This is a genomic window from Elizabethkingia sp. YR214 (assembly GCF_003058195.1).
In the GTDB taxonomy this organism is placed as follows: Bacteria; Bacteroidota; Bacteroidia; order Flavobacteriales; family Weeksellaceae; genus Elizabethkingia.
The window spans coordinates 209,260-232,717 of record NZ_QBUH01000004.1; the positions used below are offsets into that span (position 1 = coordinate 209,260).

20 protein-coding genes are annotated in these 23,458 nt (G+C 34.7%); 12 read left to right on the top strand and 8 right to left on the bottom strand.

The window, feature by feature from the left end; all coding sequences use genetic code 11:
* Nucleotides 1-78 precede the first annotated feature (78 nt).
* The 4 genes from C8J95_RS09565 to C8J95_RS09580 all read left to right on the top strand — a co-directional run bounded on the left by C8J95_RS09565 (nucleotide 79) and on the right by C8J95_RS09580 (nucleotide 6,106).
* Entirely contained in the window at nucleotides 79-1,464 is a 1,386-nt protein-coding gene (locus C8J95_RS09565; protein ID WP_107808140.1) for an MFS transporter, read from the top strand.
* Nucleotides 1,465-1,635: 171 nt separating this feature from the next.
* A complete protein-coding gene (locus tag C8J95_RS09570) occupies nucleotides 1,636-2,319 on the top strand; it encodes a response regulator transcription factor (RefSeq protein WP_107808141.1) in 684 nt (227 codons plus the stop codon).
* Between the two features lie 7 nt (nucleotides 2,320-2,326).
* Complete coding sequence (locus C8J95_RS09575) at nucleotides 2,327-3,613, top strand: HAMP domain-containing sensor histidine kinase (protein ID WP_107808142.1); 1,287 nt, start codon at nucleotides 2,327-2,329, stop codon at nucleotides 3,611-3,613.
* A 66-nt stretch (nucleotides 3,614-3,679) separates the two neighbouring features.
* The gene (locus C8J95_RS09580; protein ID WP_107808143.1) at nucleotides 3,680-6,106 is read left to right on the top strand and encodes a TonB-dependent receptor domain-containing protein; all 2,427 of its coding nucleotides are present in this window, start codon (nucleotides 3,680-3,682) and stop codon (nucleotides 6,104-6,106) included.
* A 67-nt stretch (nucleotides 6,107-6,173) separates the two neighbouring features.
* Here the strand turns inward: C8J95_RS09580 and C8J95_RS09585 are convergent, their stop codons facing one another.
* Together C8J95_RS09585 and C8J95_RS09590 are read right to left on the bottom strand one after the other, a co-directional pair.
* The gene (locus C8J95_RS09585) at nucleotides 6,174-6,875 is read right to left on the bottom strand and encodes a LytTR family DNA-binding domain-containing protein (RefSeq protein WP_107808144.1); all 702 of its coding nucleotides are present in this window, start codon (nucleotides 6,873-6,875) and stop codon (nucleotides 6,174-6,176) included.
* Nucleotides 6,868-7,803 carry a sensor histidine kinase gene (locus tag C8J95_RS09590; RefSeq protein ID WP_255412769.1) on the bottom strand — a complete coding sequence of 312 codons (936 nt, stop codon included), beginning with the start codon at nucleotides 7,801-7,803 and terminating at the stop codon, nucleotides 6,868-6,870. Before C8J95_RS09590 ends, C8J95_RS09585 begins: the two co-directional genes overlap by 8 nt.
* Nucleotides 7,804-8,132: 329 nt before the next feature.
* Here C8J95_RS09590 and C8J95_RS09595 point away from each other — a divergent pair, with 329 nt between their 5' ends.
* From C8J95_RS09595 to C8J95_RS09610, 4 genes are read left to right on the top strand one after another with little or no spacing between them, the layout of a single operon-like run.
* Nucleotides 8,133-8,825 carry a DUF2490 domain-containing protein gene (locus tag C8J95_RS09595; protein WP_107808145.1) on the top strand — a complete coding sequence of 231 codons (693 nt, stop codon included), beginning with the start codon at nucleotides 8,133-8,135 and terminating at the stop codon, nucleotides 8,823-8,825.
* Nucleotides 8,826-8,846: 21 nt separating this feature from the next.
* Nucleotides 8,847-10,133, top strand: a complete 1,287-nt coding sequence (locus C8J95_RS09600; protein ID WP_107808146.1) for a CitMHS family transporter — start codon at nucleotides 8,847-8,849, stop codon at nucleotides 10,131-10,133.
* A gap of 49 nt (nucleotides 10,134-10,182) precedes the next feature.
* Entirely contained in the window at nucleotides 10,183-11,382 is a 1,200-nt protein-coding gene (locus tag C8J95_RS09605; protein WP_107808147.1) for a cation:dicarboxylate symporter family transporter, read from the top strand.
* Nucleotides 11,383-12,174, top strand: a complete 792-nt coding sequence (locus C8J95_RS09610) for a TerC family protein (RefSeq protein WP_059322463.1) — start codon at nucleotides 11,383-11,385, stop codon at nucleotides 12,172-12,174.
* A 61-nt stretch (nucleotides 12,175-12,235) separates the two neighbouring features.
* Here the strand turns inward: C8J95_RS09610 and pgl are convergent, their stop codons facing one another.
* From pgl to C8J95_RS09630, 4 genes are all read right to left on the bottom strand, one after another.
* A complete protein-coding gene (gene pgl / locus C8J95_RS09615; protein ID WP_107808148.1) occupies nucleotides 12,236-12,946 on the bottom strand; it encodes a 6-phosphogluconolactonase in 711 nt (236 codons plus the stop codon).
* Between the two features lie 23 nt (nucleotides 12,947-12,969).
* Complete coding sequence (gene zwf / locus C8J95_RS09620; protein ID WP_107808149.1) at nucleotides 12,970-14,451, bottom strand: glucose-6-phosphate dehydrogenase; 1,482 nt, start codon at nucleotides 14,449-14,451, stop codon at nucleotides 12,970-12,972.
* Nucleotides 14,452-14,463: 12 nt separating this feature from the next.
* The gene (gene gndA, locus C8J95_RS09625) at nucleotides 14,464-15,882 is read right to left on the bottom strand and encodes an NADP-dependent phosphogluconate dehydrogenase (protein WP_107808150.1); all 1,419 of its coding nucleotides are present in this window, start codon (nucleotides 15,880-15,882) and stop codon (nucleotides 14,464-14,466) included.
* A gap of 287 nt (nucleotides 15,883-16,169) precedes the next feature.
* The gene (locus C8J95_RS09630) at nucleotides 16,170-16,709 is read right to left on the bottom strand and encodes a hypothetical protein (RefSeq protein WP_107808334.1); all 540 of its coding nucleotides are present in this window, start codon (nucleotides 16,707-16,709) and stop codon (nucleotides 16,170-16,172) included.
* 525 nt (nucleotides 16,710-17,234) lie between these two features.
* Between C8J95_RS09630 and C8J95_RS09635 the strand changes: the two genes are divergently transcribed.
* The 3 genes from C8J95_RS09635 (at nucleotide 17,235) to C8J95_RS09645 (ending at nucleotide 20,034) form a co-directional block, all read left to right on the top strand.
* Nucleotides 17,235-17,936 (top strand): ABC transporter ATP-binding protein, encoded by a 702-nt coding sequence (locus C8J95_RS09635; protein WP_107808151.1) that lies wholly within the window; start codon nucleotides 17,235-17,237, stop codon nucleotides 17,934-17,936.
* Between the two features lie 130 nt (nucleotides 17,937-18,066).
* Nucleotides 18,067-19,485, top strand: a complete 1,419-nt coding sequence (locus C8J95_RS09640) for a DUF3526 domain-containing protein (RefSeq protein ID WP_107808152.1) — start codon at nucleotides 18,067-18,069, stop codon at nucleotides 19,483-19,485.
* Between the two features lie 3 nt (nucleotides 19,486-19,488).
* Nucleotides 19,489-20,034 carry a hypothetical protein gene (locus C8J95_RS09645; protein WP_107808153.1) on the top strand — a complete coding sequence of 182 codons (546 nt, stop codon included), beginning with the start codon at nucleotides 19,489-19,491 and terminating at the stop codon, nucleotides 20,032-20,034.
* Here the strand turns inward: C8J95_RS09645 and C8J95_RS09650 are convergent.
* Nucleotides 20,012-20,836, bottom strand: a complete 825-nt coding sequence (locus C8J95_RS09650) for a cysteine peptidase family C39 domain-containing protein (protein WP_107808154.1) — start codon at nucleotides 20,834-20,836, stop codon at nucleotides 20,012-20,014. The genes C8J95_RS09645 and C8J95_RS09650 overlap by 23 nt on opposite strands.
* 207 nt (nucleotides 20,837-21,043) lie before the next feature.
* On the opposite strand from C8J95_RS09650, the gene C8J95_RS09655 reads away from it, so the two are divergent.
* A complete protein-coding gene (locus C8J95_RS09655; RefSeq protein ID WP_107808155.1) occupies nucleotides 21,044-21,913 on the top strand; it encodes a DUF5829 family protein in 870 nt (289 codons plus the stop codon).
* A 67-nt stretch (nucleotides 21,914-21,980) separates the two neighbouring features.
* Here the strand turns inward: C8J95_RS09655 and C8J95_RS09660 are convergent, their stop codons facing one another.
* On the bottom strand, nucleotides 21,981-23,330 hold the full coding sequence (locus C8J95_RS09660; protein WP_107808156.1) for an endonuclease/exonuclease/phosphatase family protein: 1,350 nt from the start codon (nucleotides 23,328-23,330) through the stop codon (nucleotides 21,981-21,983).
* Nucleotides 23,331-23,458: the final 128 nt, after the last annotated feature.

Genomic DNA, 23,458 nt, shown 5'->3' on the forward strand with positions numbered 1-23,458 from the left:
TTGGATTTTGACTGACATTGTGTAGTAAAGAAGTTGTGTGTTGCCAAAAGCTATTGCTTAGAATTATTGAATTAAAATATGATGGACAGGAGAAAAAAAATAATATTAATCTTAGCTTCAATAGGGACTTTTGTAGAGGCATTGGATATTGCAGTGATCAATCTGGCAATTCCTTCAATCCAGGAGCAGTTCCATATTACATCCGAGACTGCACAGTGGTTGCAGACTTTTTATGTTCTTTTCTTTGGCGGATTCCTTATTATTGGCGGAAAGCTTTCGGATCAAATAGGAAGAAAAATGGTGTTTTTATTTGGGGCACTTACTTTTATGCTGGCATCATTAGGAGCCGGGTTGTCTACAAGTTTTGAGGTGTTGGCAGTATTTCGTGCGCTGCAGGGACTGGGGGCTGCATTTATAATGCCTTCTGCTGTATCAATTGTAACGAATACTTTCCTGGCAGAACAAGAACGGAACAGGGCAATGGCAATTTTTGGTTCTTTTGCAGCAATAGGATCGGGGAGCGGCCTTTCTATTGGCGGAATTATAAGCACCTATCTAAGCTGGCATTGGGTCTTCCTGATTAATGTGCCTATTCTTATTATAACATTGGTAGCTGCATATTACTATTTGCCTGCAGATAAGCCCAATAAAGCTGCTAAAACGGACATGGTCTCTGCTGTATTTATAGTGTTAGGATTTCTAAGTTTAACTTATGGTGTACATGAATTGGTACATATCAAAGAAAACCCTGTAATAATTATAGCCTCTTTAGTACTTCCTGTAGTATTTTTGAAATTTGTAATCTACCGGTTGCGGACAGTTTCTTATCCGTTAGTAAACCTGCAGATATTCAGACACAAATCATTGGTTATCTCTAATCTTGCATTTTTTCTTTTAGGTGCTTTTTTCATTGGATTTTTGTTCCTTATTTCATTAATGCTTCAGAAAGATATGAATTATGATGCTGCATCCTCGGGATTAATGCTTGTTCCTTTTAGTATAATGTCTGCGTTGGTTGCCAAATATGCTCTGCCTAATATATCAAAACGTTTAAATTCTTATAGATTAGGTGCTTTAGGATGGGTATTCATGCTTACAGGTGCATTGCTATTACTAGTTTCCGTTTTTACCGGACATCCTTTGGTATTTGTATTGATGGGGGCGGCCTGTATTTCGGGAATAGCAATGACTTTTTGTTTTACCGCTTTATCGGTACTCGGAATTCAGGATGTAGAACCAGCTAATTACGGAGTAGCATCTAGCTTAGGAACGACAAGCTACTTTCTGGGAGCGGGATTGGGATTATCATTTTTAACCCTTATAAGTCAGTTTTTCTCTTCGGAATATGCAGTAGGAGCTTTAAATATAATTATTCTGGTATGTTATGCTCTTTTAGCGGCAGGGATGTTATTCTATAGTATACTGACGAGTACTAAGCAGATAAAAATATTTTCCAGAGCATAATTTTTGCAAAGAGTTCAAGCTTTGTATCGTAACACAAGGATGAAAAAAAGACCACTGAATAGTGGTCTTTTTTTGTTATAAATATCATTTATCATCATGTATCTCATAAATAAAATTTTATTTCTATTTTAATTCAAAATTTATTCAGAATTGAACCTATAGATTTGTAAAATGAAGCTACTAATAATAGAGGACGAAATAGAATTGGCTAAAAGTATAGCTGAATACCTTTCAGAAGAGAACTATCTATGTGAGTTTGCATCAACATATAAAGACGCAATACAAAAAATAGAAAACTTTCACTACGACTGTATTTTGCTGGATATTACTTTGCCTGATGGAAATGGTCTTGCTATTTTAGAAGGATTAAAGGAGCAGAATAAACAAGATGGGGTCATTATTATTTCGGCTAAGAATGCATTGGACGATAAAATAAAAGGACTGCACCTAGGAGCCGATGATTACCTTACAAAGCCCTTTCACCTCTCAGAATTAATGGCCAGAATTTATTCTCTTATCCGCAGAAAACAATTCAGTAACTCCAATGTTATAAAGCAAAACGAATTACAAATTGATCTTCTGGCAAAAACTGTATCTGTAAATGATCAAACAATTGTACTTACCAAAAAAGAATTTGACTTACTCATCTACTTTGTAGGAAATAAAAATAGAGTGATTTCTAAAAGTACATTGGCAGAACATCTTTCCGGAGATTTTGCAGATATGCTGGACAATCATGATTTTGTGTATGCCCACGTTAAAAATCTGAAGAAAAAGCTGTATGATGCTGGATGCGACCAATATTTAAAAACAGTATATGGAACCGGGTACAAATGGGAAGAAACTTCTAAATAGTTGATGTATGAAGCCGTTATTAAGCAAAATTACCAGACCATTTCTAATCTATGTGTTCTTTGTACTCATTATTAGTGTTCCCGTTTATTATTGGGTTGTCGATACAATATGGAAGACTGAATTGGATGAACATAATAAAATCATTGCAGAAAAAACAGCTTATGAGCTCAATCGGCTAAAGCTGACAGATGAAAAACTATCAGAAAGTATAAAACTTTGGAATGATATTCAGCCCGGAACAAATATTCAGAATATCAAAAATAATGATAAGCTAAAGGACAGCATTTTTACCTACGAGAAGCAGAAATCCTATACTAAGGAGTTTAATATTGACCGATTCAGAGCACTTTCTACAATCATTTATGTAAATAATAAGCCATTTCGTTTTACAGTTCAAACCAATATCGAAGAATCTCAGGAAACAATTGTTGTAATTGCGATTACAACATTCTTTTTCTTTATGGCTATCGTTTTGGGATTTTTATTTATCAACAGAAAACTTTCAAATTCTGTATGGAAGCCATTTCGGGATACTTTAGAAAAGCTGAAAAAATTCAATCTGAATCACCAGACCAAAATCGAATTTAATAAGACCGATACTTTGGAGTTTGAAGAATTGAACAGGTCACTAAGTAAATTGATAGAGCATAATATTATGGTTTATAAAACACAGAAAGAATTTACTGAAAATGCCTCACACGAATTACAAACGCCATTGGCTATTTTGAAAAATAAGCTTGACCTTCTGTTGCAAAGCAAGGATCTTACACAAGAGCAATATCAGATTACGGAGGAAATGAATAAAGCGCTTATGAGAAGCGCCAGAATCAATAAGAACCTTTTGCTACTTGCTAAAATAGAGAATAATCAATTCGATAACTCTGAAACGATTCTGTTCAATACACTACTTCATCAGAGTATAGAGACCTTACAAGAACATTTTGATCAGAAAAATATTACAATCCGGGAAAATGTTTCTGAGGAAGTAGAAGTACATGGAAATGGAAGCTTAACAGAAATCCTGATCAATAATCTTATTTTGAATAGCATCCGTCATACTCCGTTTGGTGGTACAATTTCTATAAAACTTACTAATGCTGCTTTTGAAATCTCCAATTCCGGAACAGAGAAGTTGAATACAGATTTACTATTTAAAAGATTTTCATCATTATCATCCCATAAAGGTGGCAGTGGTTTAGGTCTTGCAATTATCAAAGAAATATGTACATTTCATGGGTGGACGGTCGCTTACAAATTTGAAAATAACCAGCATATTTTTTCCATAAACTTATAGAATTCTAAATTTCTTCTAAATCAGGTTACAAATTTGTGTCATTAATAATTTTAAAGACACAAATTCATGCAAAAAAAGATTTTAGGTTTTTCGTTATTTCTTTCATTGGTATTTGTCAATTTCTTGTTTGCACAGATTTCTTCTGTAACAATCTCAGGAATTGTAACCAGTAAGAACAAAACTGCTTTACCATACACTACAGTTACCCTAAAGACCGCGAAGGAAAAGAAGTTTGTATCCGGAACCATTACTAACGAAGAAGGCCGATTTTCTATAGCGGGAATAAAACCTGATAATTATGATCTGGAATTTTCTGTCTCGGGATACAGCTCCCATACCCAATCTGTTTTTATTGGAAGCCTTTCCGAATTTCTTGAGATTCCGTCTGTGGAACTTGAACAAATTAAAAGTGATAAAGAAACAAAAATTGAGGAAGTTGTTTTAACGTCTTCAAAAAAGAATGAAATAAGTAACCAACTTGATAAAAAGACCTATTCTGTAGCAGATAACATTAGCCAAAACGGAGGTTCTGTGCTTCAAAGCATGCAAAATCTACCGGGTATTACCGTTCAGGATGGAAAGGTGCAGCTTCGCGGAAACGACAAAGTAACAGTACTAATTGATGGTAAGCAGACTGCACTGACAGGCTTTGGAAGTCAGTCGGGATTAGATAATATTCCGGCTTCAGCGATTGATAAAATTGAGATTATTAATAATCCTTCTTCAAAATATGATGCAAACGGAAATGCCGGAATCATTAATATTATCATGAAGAAAAATAAACAAAATGGTTGGAATGGTAAGATCGGTTTTACCTATGGTACAGGGTCATTTTGGATAAGAAAAGAAAACCTTCCTACAATAAGACCACAGTATACAATCACACCAAAAATAAATCCTTCGCTGTCATTAAATTACAGAAAAGATAAAATAAATGCTTTTCTGCAGGTTGATAATTTGTACACACAAACACTTAATAAGAACGAGTTTGTAACAAGAGTCTACGACAACGGAACAGTGATCAACTCCCAATTGAAAAGAAACAGAAATACGAATTACCTGACTACAAAAGCAGGAATAGACTGGAATATTGACTCCCAAAATACACTGACAATTTCCGGACTTTATGGAAGCGAAAAAATTATTGACCGCGGAGACCAACCTTTTTTCAATGGAGATCTTTCTCAGCGTCTGCGTCTTTGGCAGTTTTTAGAAGACGAATTAAAGACAACTATAATGGGGACAGCCTCTTATCAGCATAAATTTAAAGAAGCCGGACATGTATTAAATGTTGGATTCAATTATACATTCCATCGGGAAGATGAGAAATATTTTTACGATAATTATTTGCCTAATTCAACAGGAACAGATGCTTTTAAATTACTATCCGATGAACAGGTATATGATTTTAATGTAGATTATGTAAAGCCTTTGAAATACGGACGTATAGAAACCGGAATTAAATTGAGAAACAGAAGTATTCCGACTAATATGAATTTTATTCCGGGAGCGAACTCAGTATTAGATGTCAATGCTGGAGGTTGGGCTACTTATAAAGAGTTGATTCCTGCTGTGTATGGGAATTATGTTTTCGAAAATGCAAAATGGGAAGCAGAACTTGGACTGAGGTTGGAATACGTGAAAATACAGTATGATGTTAACCCGAATCATCCTACTTATAAAAGCGACAGCTATAATTATACACAGCCTTTCCCGAATTTTAGATTAGCCTATAAACTGAATGATCGTAATAAGCTATCTATCTTCTATAACAGAAGAGTAGACCGCCCTAATGAAGTCGACATTCGAATTTTCCCGAAATATGACGATGCAGAGATTATAAAAGTTGGAAATCCCGGTTTGAGACCTCAGTTCACCAATTCAATAGAATTAGGACATAAATATAATTGGGGTAATGGTTATTTGTATTCGGCTTTATACCATCGTTTTGCAAATGGAACGATTACCAGAATTTCCAGTATTGTCCCTGAAAGTACACTCATCTATGCAGTATTCCAAAATGCAGGAAGAAGCTATAATTCCGGATTGGAAATGATTTGGAATCAAAAAGTTTCAAAAGGATATTCTTTTAATGTTAATGGAAATGTGTACAGAAATCAGATCAATGCATTTTCGGTCGAAAACCTGTATCCACAGCCAGTTTTTTTTTCAGCGGAGAAGCAAACAGCCATTTCAGGAAACATAAAATTTAATAATATATTCAAATTTTCAAATGGCCTCGATGCTCAAGTAACAGTTGTTTATCTCGCTCCGGATATTATACCACAGGGAAGAATAAAAACAAGATTCTCAGTAGATGCAGGTATTAAGAAATCTGTGCAAAATGGCAAAGGAGAAATATTCCTGAATGCAACAGATCTTCTAAATACAATGATAATTAAAAAACAAATTCAGGGATCCGGATTTAAATATACAAGTGATGACTATTACGAAACACAGGTGATAAGATTAGGATATAGCTATAAGTTTTAAGCACAGCTATTTGATCTATAATGTTATATAGCTGCAGAAACTCTTAATATATCAAGAAACAGTTTGATTATATTGTGAAAATGTTCTTTAAAATATTTTTATAAGTTCTACCTAAAGGCAGATTATGTCCGTCCTTTAGGTAGACATTGTTAGAGTCGTAAGAGCTAATGGAAGAAGATAAAACAATATAGGATTTGTGAATTCTTATAAATCCGAAATTCTTAAACTTTTCCTCAAAATTGGTCATTCTTTCCAGTATCATATATTTTTTCAAAGGGGTGATAAGGATGATATACTCGCCGAAACCCTGAATCCATCGGATATCTTTTAAGAAAACCTTATTCATGATATAATCGGATTTAAACATAATGAAATCTTTCTGAGGGCTATTACTGGAGAGATTTTTAAACTGTAAAAAATCTTTTGCTTTATTAATTGCTTTATTAAAGGTCTCAAAATCTACAGGCTTTACGAGATAATGGACAACATCCAATTCAAAAGCCTTTACAGCATATTGGGTTTCTAAGGTCAGAAAAATGCAAAGCGGTTTATAGGAAAGTTGCTGCAAGAGCTCAATTCCGTTTATTCCGGGCATATTAATGTCCAGTATAATGAGGTCAACTTTGTTCTCTTCAAGATATATTAATGCTTCCTGTGGATTCTGAAAAGATTTCGATAAATCAATGCCCTCAATTTGCTCACAATATTGCTTTATAATTTGCAGGGCAGGGTATTCATCATCAATATTTACGACAGTCAGGTCATTCATTTAAATTAATTTTTAAAATGGTTTTGTAGTAAAAATTACCATCCTGTTCTGAAAAAAAGTCAAATTTTTCAGGATAGTATTTTTCTAATATACGAATAATAGCCTTGTTGCCTAATCCATTATATCCTGTTTCAACAGGTAAACTTCTGTTTTTATCAATAGAATTAAGAATCTCAAAAACCAAGACAAAATCTTCCGTTTTACATATCAGTTTTATGAAACTATCCGGATTTTCTCCTATTGCAGAATGTTTCAGTGCATTCTCAAAAAGAGTAAGGAAAAGGGATGGTGGAATCTCAATGAGCTCCAGAGTTTCCTTGTTCTGGATATCAAATTCAATATCGAGTTGATTGTTATACTTTAACTGATATAACGCTGCCAGAGCTTCTACAGAAGATAATTCCTGTACTACATTTATTTTTTCTTTGCTGCTGTCGTATATGATATATTGTAAAAGCTTACTAAGCTGCAAAATAGAGTTGGAGGTAGCTACAGAAGGTGTAAAACTGTTGGCATAAATATTATTAAGCGTGTTCAGTAAGAAATGAGGGTTTAATTTTGATCTTAATAAATTAAGATACAACTCGTCTTTCTCTTTTCCAAGGTCGATAACATCTTGTTCGATTAAAAACTTATCTTTCGTAATCCCTAAGAATGAAGCGACCAATATTACAATGCCCTGGTAGATATATACATTATACAGGAAACTGATATGTGAGCCTTCTTTATTGAAATCCATATTAAACAAAGCCGGTTCCCAAAGAATTCTGAATAGGCTGGAAACCAAAAAGCAGATAAGTGCATAAAGAATAAACTCCGGATATTTATTTGAAAGATAGAAATAAGGAACCAGATAATAATAGACCAAATAGTAAACACCAATATTAAAAATACTATTCAAAATAACACTCCAGAGAAGATCTGGCATACTAAGGAAGTAGTTTTCGGTAAAAAATGTCATTAAAATAAAGACAAAAAAGAAAAAAATGTGCTGAAACCTCAGTAAAAGCTTCCAGCGATATTCCATAAGTGATTTTAGGATTTTAGGGTTAAATAAAATCCTTATAATCAGTAATATTATAATTATGTTGGCAATTAAAAACATCTTTATACCTCCCATTTTGGGGATTGCCAAATATAATATCTTTTCTACTCAAAATGCAGTTCGTTGATAAAAATTGCCATTGATTGAAAAATTCCGGAAGCACTTTTCCGAATAAATATATTTGAGAAACTAGAATGTTAACCAAATATTACATGAAAACTAAATTAACATTAACCTTCATTATTGTAACCGTTTTTGCTGGTTTTTCAAAAGGGCAGAGCAAAGATAATTACAATATGTGGTTTCAGTATCTAATGACCGCTCAGGTATCGGATAAAAGTACGCTGACAGCACTTACGCAGTATAGATCTTTTGATTTGGCTTATGATACAAGGCTTTTTTTGCTGAATGCATATCTCGATTATGAGGTTGCAAAAGGCGTAAAACCAGCAGCGGGGGCAATGTTCCTTGTTCTGGAATCTTATAATTCTGATAATACTAAAAGAATACGTTACGAGAAAAGACCTTTCCAACAGGTAACTCTGGAAAGTAATATCGGAAGAACTTCCATTTCCAATAGGTTTCGTGTGGAAGAACGATTCCTAAACAACCCTGATGAATTTATTGTAAGAATCCGTTATCTCCTTTCCATAAGGATTCCCTTTAATCGGAAAGGAGAGAAGGAGAAGCTATATGGAATTCTGAAAAATGAAATTAGAATGAATATGGTGAAAGATGAGCCTTTTGACAGTAATCGTATAACTGCAGGGTTTGGAATGAAGGTAGGAAGGAATTCTGCTATTGAATTGGCTTTTATAAACCAGTTAGAAACAGGGAAAACCAGTAATTATGGATTCTTAGGCTTTAGAAACAATTTTGACTGGAGAAAAAAAGAAAAACAATAACATCATAACGAATTTATAGCTATGCTTACATTTCTTGGTTTTTTAATGATCGCTATTTTCATGGCGCTCATCATGAAGAAAAAAATGACTCCTCTTACTGCTTTGGTTTTGGTACCAGTTCTTATCGCTTTGGTTGCAGGTTTTGGTCCGGAATTAGGTGGAATGATGAAGGAAGGAGTAAAAGAAATTGCACTTACAGGAGTCATGCTCATTTTTGCAATCTTATATTTCAGCTTAATGATCGACACGGGGCTTTTTGAGCCGCTCGTTCAGTTTATCTTAAAAATTGTAGGAGACAATCCTGTGAAAACCACAATAGGAACAGCTTTGCTTACAACATTGGTCTCTTTGGATGGAGATGGCTCCTCTACATATCTTATTGTTGTTGCAGCAATGCTTCCGCTGTATAAAAAACAAGGTATGAACCCTCTGGTACTTACCTGTATTATTATGCTGGCCGGGGGTATCATGAATATTCTTCCTTGGGGTGGGCCTACCGCCCGGGTGATGAGTTCTTTGAAACTTAGTCATACCGAAATTTTTGTTCCGATGATTCCGGTAATGGTTATAGGCATTATATGGGTATTTATTGTGGCCTATATTTTAGGTGTAAAAGAAAAAAAGAGAATACTGAAGTACGGAAAATTTACAAAATACAATAAACAGGATATAGTTGGGGATGAAGATAGTACGCTTCGCAGACCCAAGCTGCTGATTATCAATTTTATCCTTACAATTGTTCTTCTTTCTGTAATGATTCTTGATATTATCCCCTTAGGAGTAGCATTTATGATTGCATTTTGTATTGCAGCAATTATTAATTATCCCAAACTAAAGGATCAGCAGAAAATAATCTCAAAGCATGCAGGTAATGCATTGTCGGTTGCAGGAATGATTTTTGGTGCAGGGATTTTTACAGGAATATTAAATGGTACTGGGATTATGCAGGCAATGGGAAATAGTATGATAGAGATTATTCCTAAGAGCTGGGGCGGATTTCTGAATATTATTACAGCTGTGTTCAGTGTTCCGTTGACATTTTTCCTCACCAATGATGCTTACTATTTTGGAATACTTCCTATTATTACAGCAACGGGAAATCAACTAGGAATTCCACCCGATATTTTAGGAAGAGCAAGTTTGGTAGGACAGGCTTCACACCTTCTGAGTCCGCTGGTGCCTTCTACTTATTTATTAGTTTCTTTGGCGGGGGTTGAATTCTCGGATCATTTGAAGTTTACTTTAAAATGGGCGATAGGTTCTTCAATTGTTATGCTTGTGGGAGCATTGATTCTGGGTATTATTTAGTTTTTAGATAATTTTGTATTCTTATATACTTTAACATGATAACTTTCTAATGGGCTCTGCTTTCCGACAAAAAACATTTTCTGACACATATGTAAGAAGCCTTTCTTTATATATTTTTGCAGCAATTATTTGTGGTGCACTCACGGGTTATTATTTCCCGGAAGTAAGTAAGAAACTAAGAATTGTAAGCTATTATTTCTTTCAGGTTCTGGAGTTATTAATAGTCCCTGTTATTTTTATTGCAACTACTTACGGTGTTAGTTATGTTTTCAGTATCCAAAATGCATTCAGGATTATTGTACAAATGATCTGTTATTTTCTATTGATTACTACAATAAGTATTTTACTGGGGCTTGGTTTTGGTTTTTTACTAAAGCCAGGTGCGGATACAGGAATTGATATAGCTTCTGTCGGTAAATATATTTCAGACTCTCCTGTTATCAGCTACAAAGGTCTGCTGTATATCAACAATTATATGATACTTATTTTGTTGTCAATTGTGGGCGGGATAGTTATTAATTTTTTTAAAAATAAAGACAAGATTCTCCTTCTTTTGGATAACGGTAGAGAGATGCTCTACAAGCTAATAAAGTATTTGTATTTTCTTCTTCCTATTGTTGTCTTCTGTAATATAGCTTATAGTATTTCCGTTTACGGAATCAATACTCTTTTGCCACTGAGCAAGCTTGTTGCAACAGTATATTTAGCATGTATTGTTTTCATTGTAGGAATATTGGGTATAGTATCTTATTTGTTCAAAATTAATCTTTGGGATTTTCTTATCAGTATCAAAGAAGAAATTGTACTTGTTCTGGCAACTTCATCATCAAAGACTGCTTTTCCGATGATTTTTGAAAAAATGGAGTCACAGGGATACAACAGGAAAATTCTTCGCTTTATTATTCCATTAGGATACAATTTTAACCTTGCAGGAGCCTGTATTTATCTCTCAATTGCCTGTATATTTCTTGTGCAATTATATAATATCCATTTAGATTATACAGATTATATCTGGTTATTTATTGTTGTATCAATCGCTTCAAAAACAGCATCGGGTGTCCCCGGATCTGGCTTCTTAGCACTTGTTTTCACCCTTGATAAATTCGGGAAAATTCCGATGTCAGAGATTGCACTGTTGTATAGTATAGATCGTTTTATGAATGAGGCAAGAGCTGTGACCAACTTTATAGGAATTGCTATTGGTGGTGCCATTATTTCGAAAATAAATCAAAAACACGTTAATATATAAATGATACTTTCTGATTTCTCAATCCTTTTAGAAGAGATTCTTCAAAATCCAACAAAGTCTGCAATCATTATTGCCAATTTAATTCTTATTGAAAGTCTTTTGTCAATAGACAATGCAGCTGTTTTGGCAACGATGGTGATGGATTTACCGGAAAAGCAACGGAAAAAAGCACTTAAGTACGGTATATGGGGTGCTTATTTGTTTCGTGGTTTAGCACTTATTTTTGCTTCAGTGCTCATCTCTGTATGGTGGGTAAAACCCTTGGGTGGTTTATATCTCATCTATATTGCTTTGGACTGGTTTATTAAAAAGAATAAAAATTCAGATGGAGAAGAAGAACAGAAAGAGCAACACCCTAAAGAATCCGGATGGCTCTATAGAAATTCTGTAGGTCTTCTAGGCAAATTCTGGACAACGGTAGCATTGGTAGAGGTAATGGATCTGGCATTTTCCATAGATAATGTCTTTGCAGCTGTGGCCTTTTCAAAAAATTTGCTTTTGGTTACAATAGGCGTTTTCATAGGGATTTTAGCCATGAGATTTATTGCACAATGGTTTGTACGCTTAATGCAAAAGTTTCCTTTTTTAGAAACCATTGCTTTTATTGTTATTGCGATTTTAGGTGTTAAGCTTACATTGTCGTTGTACGAACATTTTTACCCAACCACGTCGCTGGCAGAATTTTTAAGTGGACATACAATGGAAGTTCTGATTTCGGCAACTACTGTTCTTTTATTTGTAGTCCCGATTATAACCAGTTATTTATTTGGTTTCCCCAAACGTTCTAAATAAAGACTTCTTTTACAGAAATAAAAAAGACCACCGAAAAGTGGTCTTTTTTATTTGTAATATTTTATCCTTTGGCTTTCTCGTCAGTGAAGAACTGGAAGCTTTCTTTTTTGTTAATGAGCTGCATTGGATATAATGTAGGATTATATTCACCGTTCAATATTTCGTTCAGTGCATGTTTTTTTGATTCACCGAATGCTACAGCCAGAATATTATTTGCTTTATTAATCAAAGGTGCAGTCAGGGTAATACGGAACATCTCCTGAGGTTTCAGGTAATAAGCATCTACCCATTTTTGGTTCTCATTCAGGATGGCTTCACCGGGAAATAAAGAAGCTGTATGACCATCATCTCCCATCCCAAGAAGGATAAAATCAAAAACACCCTCGTTTCCAAGAACACTTCTTATCTGTTGTTCATATACTTTGGCAAACTCTTCAGGTTCTATTCCGTCCTGATACATCGGGAAGATATGATCCTTGTTGACAGGAACTTTAGCCAAAAGCGTTTCAAAGGTCATCCTTGCATTGCTTTTTTCATCATTCAAAGGAACCCATCTTTCGTCTACCCAAAAGAAATAAACTTTATTCCATTCCACTTGCGCTGCATATTCTGAAGTAGCCAATAAGCTGAAAATAGCTTTTGGTGAAGAACCGCCGCTAAGTGCTACAACAAAACGATTATGTTTCTCAATAGATTTTTTTGAAAGGTCAATAAATGTATCTGCTGCTTTTTTATACAGTTTTTCAAGGTCATTAAATACCGTAATATTCATTTCTTTTTTTTAATTATTATAGTTTACACCCACTTATGGCCTTGTCTTTTAACAAGCTCTATGCTATCTTCCGGTCCCCAGCTTCCTGCTGCATAATTAGGGAAAGAAGTGTCTTTATTATTCTTCCAGGATTCCTGTATGGTTTTTACTACATCCCAAGCTTCTTCTACCTGATCGGAACGCATAAACAACGTAAGGTCTCCTAAAAGAGATTCCAGTAATAAGGTTTCATAAGCCTCCGGAGTATCTTCCTGACAGGCAAAGTTGTCGAAAATCATTTCTACAGGCTCTAAAACCAATGAAAGACCTGGTTTTTTTGTCATAAACTGCAGTCTGATATCCATCATCGGCTGAATGTTAATAATGAGTCTGTTGGCTGAAAGTTGGTGCGAGCTGTTTGAAAATGTAGAGTGGGGAAGAGGCTTAAACTGAATGGTAATATAAGAATGCTTTTCCTTCATTTTCTTTCCGGTGCGGACATAGAACGGAACATCTTGCCATCTTTCATTATCCAGATAGAATTTTACAGCAGCAAAAGTCTCTGTATTGGAATCCGGAGCAATTCCATTTTCCTGTCGGTAACCTTTGGATTCTACACCATTGATAATGCCAGGACCATACTGGCCTCTCACTGCATAATGACTAACCTGATCGGGTGAAATTCTGCGGATTGACTTCAGAACATCTACTTTGCGATCTCTGATCTCGCCGGATTCCAGAGAAGCTGGTGGTTCCATGGCTACCATACACAGAATTTGCAGTAAGTGATTCTGTACCATATCTATTAATGCACCTGTCTGCTCATAGAAGGCTCCTCTTGTTTCTACGCCAACCTCTTCGGCTACCGTAATCTGCACAGATTCTATGTAGTTATGATTCCATAAAGGCTCATAAATTGAATTTCCAAATCTGAATGCCAGAATATTCTGTACTGTTTCTTTTCCCAAATAATGGTCGATACGGTAAATCTGCTCTTCTTCGAAAGTTTCACCCAGAAGATTATTAAGTTCAATTGCAGACTGCTTATCGTGGCCGAAAGGTTTCTCGATAATGATTCTATCTTTTGCAGGATCAGAAGCTAATGAAGCATTCTTAATATGATTAGAAATTGTAGCAATAAAATTAGGGGCAATTGATAGATAGAACAATCTGTTACCTCTGGTTCCGTATGTATTGTCTAAATCTTCTAGTTTCTGATTCAGTGCCTGGTAGGAGTCTTCCTGATCCAGTTGATGCTGGAAATAGGTAATGTGGGACTTAAATCCGGACCAGTCTTTAGGAGTTCCTTTTTTTCTGGAAAAATTTTCCAGATTTTCTACAACGTAATTTCTGAAATTTTTATTGGTGTTTTCCGATCTTCCTAAGGCGATAATATTAAATTGTTCAGGCATTCTGCCATCTATATACAAATTATAAAACGCCGGGAACAACTTTCTCTTTGCTAAATCACCTGTTGCTCCGAAAATAATTATAGTTGTCGGATGCAGGACTTTTTCTTCACTCATTATTTCCTGATGTTAGTTGTTTGCAGATTGCCATGAAGTGTGAAAAGTACCTTCCTGATCAATACGTTGATAGGTATGTGCTCCGAAATAATCACGCTGAGCCTGGATAAGATTCACAGGAAGAGATTCTGTTGTATAAGCATCGAAATATCCCAATGCAGTTTGAATACCTAAAGAAGGAATTCCGTTTAATGCAGCGTAGCTGGCTGTTTTTCGCAATGAGCTGATTTTTTCTTTAACGATAGCAGAAATATTTTGATCCAGTAAAATATTGGATAAATCCGGATTTTTGGAATAAGCAGAATAGAATTTTTCCAATAGAACTGATCGGATGATACAACCGCCTCTCCAGATTTTTACAACATCCCGTAACGGGATTTGGAAATCATATTCTTTAGATGCTTTTACCAGTAAAGCCAGACCTTGTGCATAGCTTATCAGCGTAGCCAGATATAAGGCATCCCCAACTTCTTTAATGAATAAATCTGTATTTTCAGGACTTACAATCTCTTTTTCCGAGTATAGTTTAGAAGCCTGAATTCTTTCGTCTTTATAAGCGGACAAAATTCTTGAAGTAACTGCGATATCTATAGTTGGAATAGAAACTCCAATTTCCATAGCTTGTTCGGAAGTCCATTTTCCGGTTCCTTTCGCTCCGGCTTTATCCAGGATCTTATCTACAAGATAACCGCCCGTAAGGGAATCTTTCTGCTGGAAAATATCACGGGTAATTTCAATCAGGAACGAGTTCATTTCTCCATTATTCCACTCTTTGAAAACTTCGTATAATTGGTCGTTGTTTAGGTTTGCTCCTCTTTTAAGCAGGTCATAAGCTTCGCTGATAAGCTGCATAATGGCATACTCAATCCCGTTATGCACCATTTTTACATAGTTTCCGGCAGAACCTTTCCCCATGTATGCAGTACAGGCTTCGTTATCAACTTTTGCAGAAATAGCCTCTAACATTGGCTGAAGAAGGTGGAAAGCTTCCAAATCTCCTCCGGGCATGATGCTGGGACCTGTTCTTGCACCTTTTTCACCTCCCGAAACACCCATTCCCATAAAGTGTAGATTTTTTGCTGCTAAATCAGCAATACGTCTGTTGGTATCTTCGAAATAAGAATTCCCTGCATCTACGACGATATCTCCCGGGCTAAGAAGTGGTGTTATGTTTCCCAAAACTGCATCTACAGGTTTTCCTGCAGGAATCATAAGGATAATTTTTCTTGGGGTTTCCAATGCTGATACAAAATCTTCCAGAGTCGTGCTTCCTTTTACTTTCATTTCGGAAGTAGCGCCAGTCTGTAATTCTTTTACTTTTTCTTCATCCAGGTCAAACCCTGCAATTGAAAAATTATTATCAGCAATATTATAAAGAAGATTGCGCCCCATTACTCCGAGACCAATCATTCCGTAATTATATTTCTCCATTGTTTAAATGTTATATGAATTCTGTTTTTACAGACAATAAAATTACGGAAATGGGGGTGGAGAACAAAATAATAGAATGTGAAATATTATTAATTTCCTGTTAGAGTCTATCTATCATACATCTTCAATTTTTGCAAATGACTCCTCAGTATAGACCTATAATTAGAAATACTTTTTAGTATAGTAAAACGAATCAGTAGCAAACTTAATCGGTAAAGACCACTTTTTAGTGGTCTTTTGATTATTGCTTGAAGGCTGATTATAATTAAGATTATATCAAATTTTTCTTACAGTTTAGTGCCAACATATTGCAGGCCGGAAAGAGCTTCTTTGGTATTTATATTTAATCCTTTTTTCCCTACTTTGGCGCCTCCGGCAGAGATTTCACCATTAGAGCCTACTTTAACACCACCGGCTTTAATCCCATCTTTTCCTACAGAAACATTTCCGTAATCAGATTGGGACATTCCGATACAATTACTTTTGTTGTTAAGTGCGATAGATATTTGCTTTTCTTCTTTATCAAAAACGATACATCCAATATTTACAGCGTATCCCCCAATATTTTGAGGTGGAATATTATAAACTTCTTTCTCTTCATTCGCAGCATTTCTCACTGCATAAAAAGTTGTATTTCCGATAAGATTGCTGACCCATATTTTTTTAGAGATATTCTTGTCCGTAGTTATTACGACATCATTTTGCATCATGTTCCGGACTTTATCAGGTGCAATGATAGCAGATTCTGCATATTTTCCGGTTATACTTTGTCCAAAGCAGATAATTACTCCGCCTAGAAATGTTAATGTTAAAATCTTTTTTTTCATATTCTTAATTTGTTTTTTTGATATTTCCAGCAAACGATGCTTTTTGCAATTATTATACATAATCTGCTTAGCTATACCATTATTTGGTGTTGTTATACAAGATATTTGTGTTTTTTATTATTCAGCAAAAGTGTGAAGATAATATTACAATTTATTTCTGAGACTGTTATTCTATTGTACATTTTTATTTTTTATGGAATATTCGAAATGTTTTAATTGGCTGAGATTTTATTGTAATTGTAGACGCCAAAAAGAGATCGCTCTTTAGCAGTTATCTTATAATGATAGAATAAATCAGTTTAGAGTATTAATTTACACGAGAAAAATAATACTCTTGATACTATTTTGGATTGATGTATCAGTCTTATAATTTTCCTTCTTACTATTGTATTTCTCCACGTTTTCCTTTTTTAATTTCAATGTAATTAACGATACAATGTTGCGATAATGAATATAATTTTTATTTTTGAAACAATATTGCATTAAGGTGATTTTTGAACATCTGAATCAAATACATTGAAAATTATGATAAATATTGAAAATACAAGTAAATCTTACAAGGGAAAATTGGCTGTAGAAAGACTTTCTCTATCCGTGCAGAAAGGAGAAATATATGGATTAATTGGCCCTAACGGTGCAGGGAAGTCTACTACATTGAATATGTTGTTGGGATTTCTAAAACCAGATTCGGGGATAACGCTTCTGGATAATATAAATACTGGAACAAATGCCAAAGAAGCCCGGGAAATTATAGGCTACATTCCTGAAAATGTAAACCTCTATCCCTATTTAACGGGAATAGAAAATCTATATTATTTCTGTCAGCTGGCTGGGAAAAAATACAGCACGGAAGAACTTTCAATTATTCTTTCGGATTGTGGATTACAGATAGATTCGCAAAATAAGAAGACGGAAACATATTCCAAAGGAATGAGGCAAAAAGTAGGAATTGCCATTGCCTATGCCAAAAAAGCCAAAGTATATCTGCTGGATGAACCGGCGAGTGGTCTCGACCCTTCAGCAAGCAATGAACTCTCTGCCTTACTGAAAAAACTGGCGGGAAATGGAGCCGCTATTCTGATGGCTTCACATGATATTTTCAGGATAAGAGAAACATGTAGCCGTATTGGAATTCTTAAAAACGGATTACTGGTGAAGGAAATGTCGGCTTCTGATGTAACAGCCAATGAGCTGGAAAAAATTTATCTCGATTATATGCAAGAATAAAACTATGAAAAATTATTGCAACAAAGATGCGTTTATTTTAAAAGTATTTTTATTTTTGTTACAATGTTGCAATAACAATTAGTTCTTGTAAAAGCTTTATCCTGATATAATAATGATTAAAAGTAAATGAATGATTAAATTAAAAATTACATTTTTAGTCGCTAGACATGAATTCAAAGCATTTCAGGAAAATGGACTGAAGCTGTTTATCGTCTTTTATACATTTATTTTATTAGGAGTTTGGGGGAGCAACTATGTACAGCTTACCGCCGCATCGGCTAAGAATAAGCAAGCTAAAGAGGTAATAGATAGCGAATGGAGAGATCAGAACCGGAACAATCATAGTGCTGCACATTGGGGAACATTTCTTTTTAAGCCTGTCAGCTATTTATCCCTTTTGGAATCGGGTACTAATGTTTATTCAGAAAATCAATATAGAGTAGAAGCTCATAAAAGACCACAAATACACTCCTACAGATTACCAGATCTGGAAGCATTTATGAGACGGCCAGATTTGAATACAGCATTTTTTTTTCAATGGTTTATACCATTGATTATTATTGGATTAGGCTTCTCTTCTGTTTCAGCGGAACGTGAAAAAGGATTTCTAAAGGTATTATCTGTACAAGGTGCCTCATTTGAACAATTATTGGCAGGGAAATTTATGGCTCTTTATACTGCGGTTCTAATGTTCATTGTACCACCATTTGTAATAATGGTTGGCGGGCTTATTTTTGAGGATGAACCTGTCAGTTATTTGATAAGAGCAGGATATTGGATTATTCTATATGCAGTGTATTTTCTGCTTGTTGCAGGCGGAGTTCTGTTGATTTCTGCTTTAAGCCGTTCATCCTGGTCTTCATTAATGGCTAATATTACAGTATGGGTTTTTAGCGTTCTGTTAATTCCAAAATTCAGTACTTCAGTAGCAGATAACCTCTATCCTTTACCTTCCTACCATGAATTTGAGCATAATGTTAAAACAGGTTTCGATAAAGGGCTTGGGAAGGATGGTGATTATACTTCCCGATCTGAAATATACTTGAAAAAGCATCTTAACCAGTTCAACGCAACCAGTATAGATCAGTTACCAGAAAAAATTCGTTTTGCTCTTGACCTTATTCAAGCCGAAGCTTATGAGAATAAAGTAAATGCTTTTTATTCTAAGAAAGTAGAGGAGAAGTTTAATCAACAGCAGAAATTTATGGATTATATGGGTGTTATTAACCCTTTTATAGCAGTACAACAACTTTCTAAGGCATTTGCCGGAACAGATGTACAGCATCATATTGATTTTTTTAATAAAGCCGAAGAATACAGAAATAATATGATGAACAGATTGAATAAAAGAGAGCTTGAAATTGCTGTTTCCGGGAAAGTAAAAGTAAATAACCAAGAGTTTTATAGCTGTTTTCCGGATTTTAACTATCGATACCCTGCCGTAGGATCTGTTATCCGTAATCGTACAATTGCTATTCTGTCATTGTTATTTTGGACTCTGATATTGATTTTCTCTTTCAGATTAATTATTAAGCGAAATTATTTTTAAGATATGAAAGATAAAGTAATGTTGTTAGTATATGAATGGAAACATATTTTTCGACAGCCGACAGTCTGGGTTCTTTTTTTTCTGTTTTTTGTAATTGGAGGCTACGCTATTTATTCCGGGAATGCTTTGACGAATAAAAAGTTGGATGCTATTGACGAGGCAAAGAAAGAATCTGTTAAAGATTATCATAATACCCTGAAGGCTTTTAGTGATACTTTGACTTTTGAGAAAAAGAAGCAGGCAGAAAATGCAGGAAATCCCTATGTAATAGATTATCGATATCCGCGAATGGCTTTTGATTATCCTTATCCATTGACGGGTTTGGCAGCTGGAATAAAAGATGTAACTCCTGTTACGGAGAAGGTCAATTATTATACAGATTATGCTGCCATTGACAGGGAAATAACCAACCCTGCTATTCTTTTTGAGGGGCGCTTGGATCTGGTGTATGTTAATTTATACCTCATTCCTTTGCTCATTATAGTTTTGGTATACAATACTCTTTCTTCGGAAAAAGAAAATGGGATTATTCGAAGAAAGAAAGTTTAAGCTGCATCAGCTTATCTACAAATTCGTATATCAGCTTTATACTAATAGTCATTCCTACCTTAAAGAGTAATCTGCTGCGCAAAAAATCTGTAAAAATTCTTCCTGTGAATAGTAGAATCTGACCAATACAAATCAACGATAATATTCCGATATCCTTTCTGGTAATAGCTTTGTCTACAACAGCCTGAGTAAGTAATGGGATGGCTAATGTTAAGAGAGTAGCGACCAAAAGGGTTAGTATGATAAAGGAAATATTTTTATAATGATTATCTATTCGCTTCAGTAAAGAAAACAGATGTACCGGAGGTTCTGGGGAATTTTCTACCTGATCAAAGGCTTCTGTTGTTTCTAAAAAGATGGCAATTCCTTTATCTCCTTGTCCCGATAATCTCCAATGTTCTATAAAATCGCTGAGAGCATAACGCATATTTTTTCCAAGCGCCGGATTTCCGACATAGGCATGGGTTTCGGTAAGATGCCATAGAACAACAAAATGATTATGATCCCAATGCAGTATACAAGGCAATGGAGCTTTTTCTAATAATACTTCCTGCTTTATTTCCGCAGCAAATGTGTTGAATCCAAGATTTTCTGCTGCATATTTTAATCCGGTTACGGAAGTACCCTGACTGCGGACGTCACACAAATCTCGTAAGATACTTAAGGATAATTCTTTTCCATAATAATTGGTAATCATTTTAAGGCATGTCGGGCCACAGTCCATTGTATCCAGTTGTCGGAAAAATGGATAATGCTCGCCTTCAAAAAAATGCTTAATTCTTTTTAATATTTTAATTTTCATTGGTGGATCTGGAATTATTTACTGGTTAATATATTTTTATGAATTATAGCTTATATTCTAAGTGGCTAAAGTCAAAAATACATTAATGCAATATAGTTGCAATATAGAAAAAATAATCATCTCTAAGAATTTCTTTTCAATAATTAATTAAACTTTGTTGCGTTAATTGAAATTGATTAGTTTTGTAGGTACTAAACACCCAGCCAGATGACAAAAATATTTTCACTCTTAATCCTTTTTGTAAGTATGGCCTTTTCTGGCCAGGAATCAAGGGGTAATTCTGATTTAAAAGATCTTAAAGTAAATCATATATATGTGGTCGTTGATTCCGCTACATTTAATGCTTTAAAACAGAGCAATGAATTAAATACTTTGGCGAATCAGGACAAGGGACTTCCGAATTTTCTTCCGGTAGATAATTCTGCAACGACTATTTATATGAGGTTTAAATCTACCTATTTAGAAATTATGGGGCCTGAGAATAGATTCAAAGAAAAAATTGGATCTATAGGAATCGGATTTTCATGGGATACCTTTAATAATACTCTTGATGCTGTACAAAAAAGCATTCAGGAATCTAAAGATTTGAAATTTCAGAAAAGTGAAGCTAACTGGTCATTTGGAGGTAAAGAAATATTATGGTATACCTTTTTCTATAGCGATTTGAAGGGGAGTATTGCGACTTGGTATGCGATATACAATCCTGTTTTTTTAAACTATTTATTCAATATTAATTATTCTGAATTTAAAAGAGAAGACTTTTTAAAAAAGGTATTTGATCAAAATAAAAAGATTATTGATTTATCAGGTATTGTTATTGACTCTAATGCAAATGATTTTAATAAAATTACGAAAGAGTTTAAAGCGCTAAATATTAAAATTGAAAAACAGAAACCGGGATTGGTCATCTATAAATTAGATTCAGTAACCATTAAGTTGAAGTTAGCAGAAAGAAAAGATAGTATGATTAAAGAGCTTAAATTTATAAATAAAGATAGGACAAAGTTAAATATTAATTTAGGCAATATTCGTATTAAAAATACAGCTAGTAATCAAATCTCAATGATGTTTGAATGAGTCTTTTGTTTAGCTTTTTTTGAAATATCATTGAGATTTGTTATTTTAAATATCCATCAATATAGAACTAGTTTCCGCAAGTGAAATATACTCTCGGTGCAATTTCGGTATATGCGTTGTCTTTAAAAAAAGAGATATAATAGGAACCGGGAGTATCCAGAGCAAAATTCAGTGTACCACTTGTAGCGTTTGTATATTGCCATTTTGCTGAATAATTAGTTCCCGGAGTTTGACCTTGCTTGTATATACCAATCCATGCCTTGGGATCTGTAGATCCGTTACTAAAGGAAACCTGAATTGCTTCGTTGAGTTTATAACTGGTTTTGTTTAATACTACTTTTGCATTATTCTGAAGTATTTTAACCTTGAAAGTACTCCAAACAGCTTTATGATCTGTAGGCCAGATACCTTTTGGTTCAGAAAATTTATCTTTTGAAGTTTCCGGAACCGAAACATTCTTTACTACTGTATTTTTTGGTCCTACAATATAACTGTCACTTACAGAAATATTTCCGTTATCATAATAGAAGATATAATCAATTCTGTCCCGTTCGTCAGATTTAGGAGTCCATGAAGACTGTGCCGGCCATGTAAATCCAGGATAATTTACTTCGTCCGGATACATTACTCTATAACTATCTTTAAAGCCGGCCTTGGAAAGTGTAGCGGTGGAACTCCAGTTGATAACTGTACCCCGATGATCATATAAATTTTTAACTGCCTCTGTCCAGTCCAGATGAGAAGCCTCATTGAAATCTCCACCCAGAATCACTGTTTTACCACTGGCAATATCCTGTTTTGCTCGGGAAAGAAAATCCTGAATTTGCTGAGGTCGTTTAGACTGATCGTTCATTTCTGTAATCTTCGCAATGTCTGTAACAGGAGCTGGTAATTCTTTGAAAGTTACCGGATCATATCCTCTGGGATAGTATACTGCGTAATGTGTATAGTCTAAATGACCAGAATAGATAACAACTTCATTTCCGGGAATAACTTCGGTTACAAGTCGGTGGTATGCACTAAAGGCCGAGTACTCTTTAATAGGATATTTACTCAGAACACCATTGTCATCTCCTCTGGAGGCATAATATGTTTTTCCTTTTGCTTTTAAGGAAGCTACAATACGCTGATCAAAAGAAGTATTATTATAATTTCTAACTTCTGAAAGAGTTACAAAATCAGGTTCACGCTCAGCAATTTCATTTACAATAGCATCATATCCTCCGGAAACCTGGGTTCCTTCCTGCCATATATTGAATTGCAGAACACTAAATGAATAAGTCTGTTCCGGCAATGCTGATTTAGGCTGTAAAGAAGCCGCTGCCTCTAATTCGGAAGTGCTGGCGTGGATCTCCGGTCGGGAGCATGAAATAAGCGATACAACGGCAAGGGTTGCAGAGAATAGATTTTTTTTCATGGTAATAGTAATATTTCGGATTGGTTTTGCTAAAGTATAAAAAATGTTATAGATAATACAAGAAAGTAATACCTAGGGTATTATATCTTTTGCGATTGATTATAAAGTGCACTAAAAATGGCCGGAAG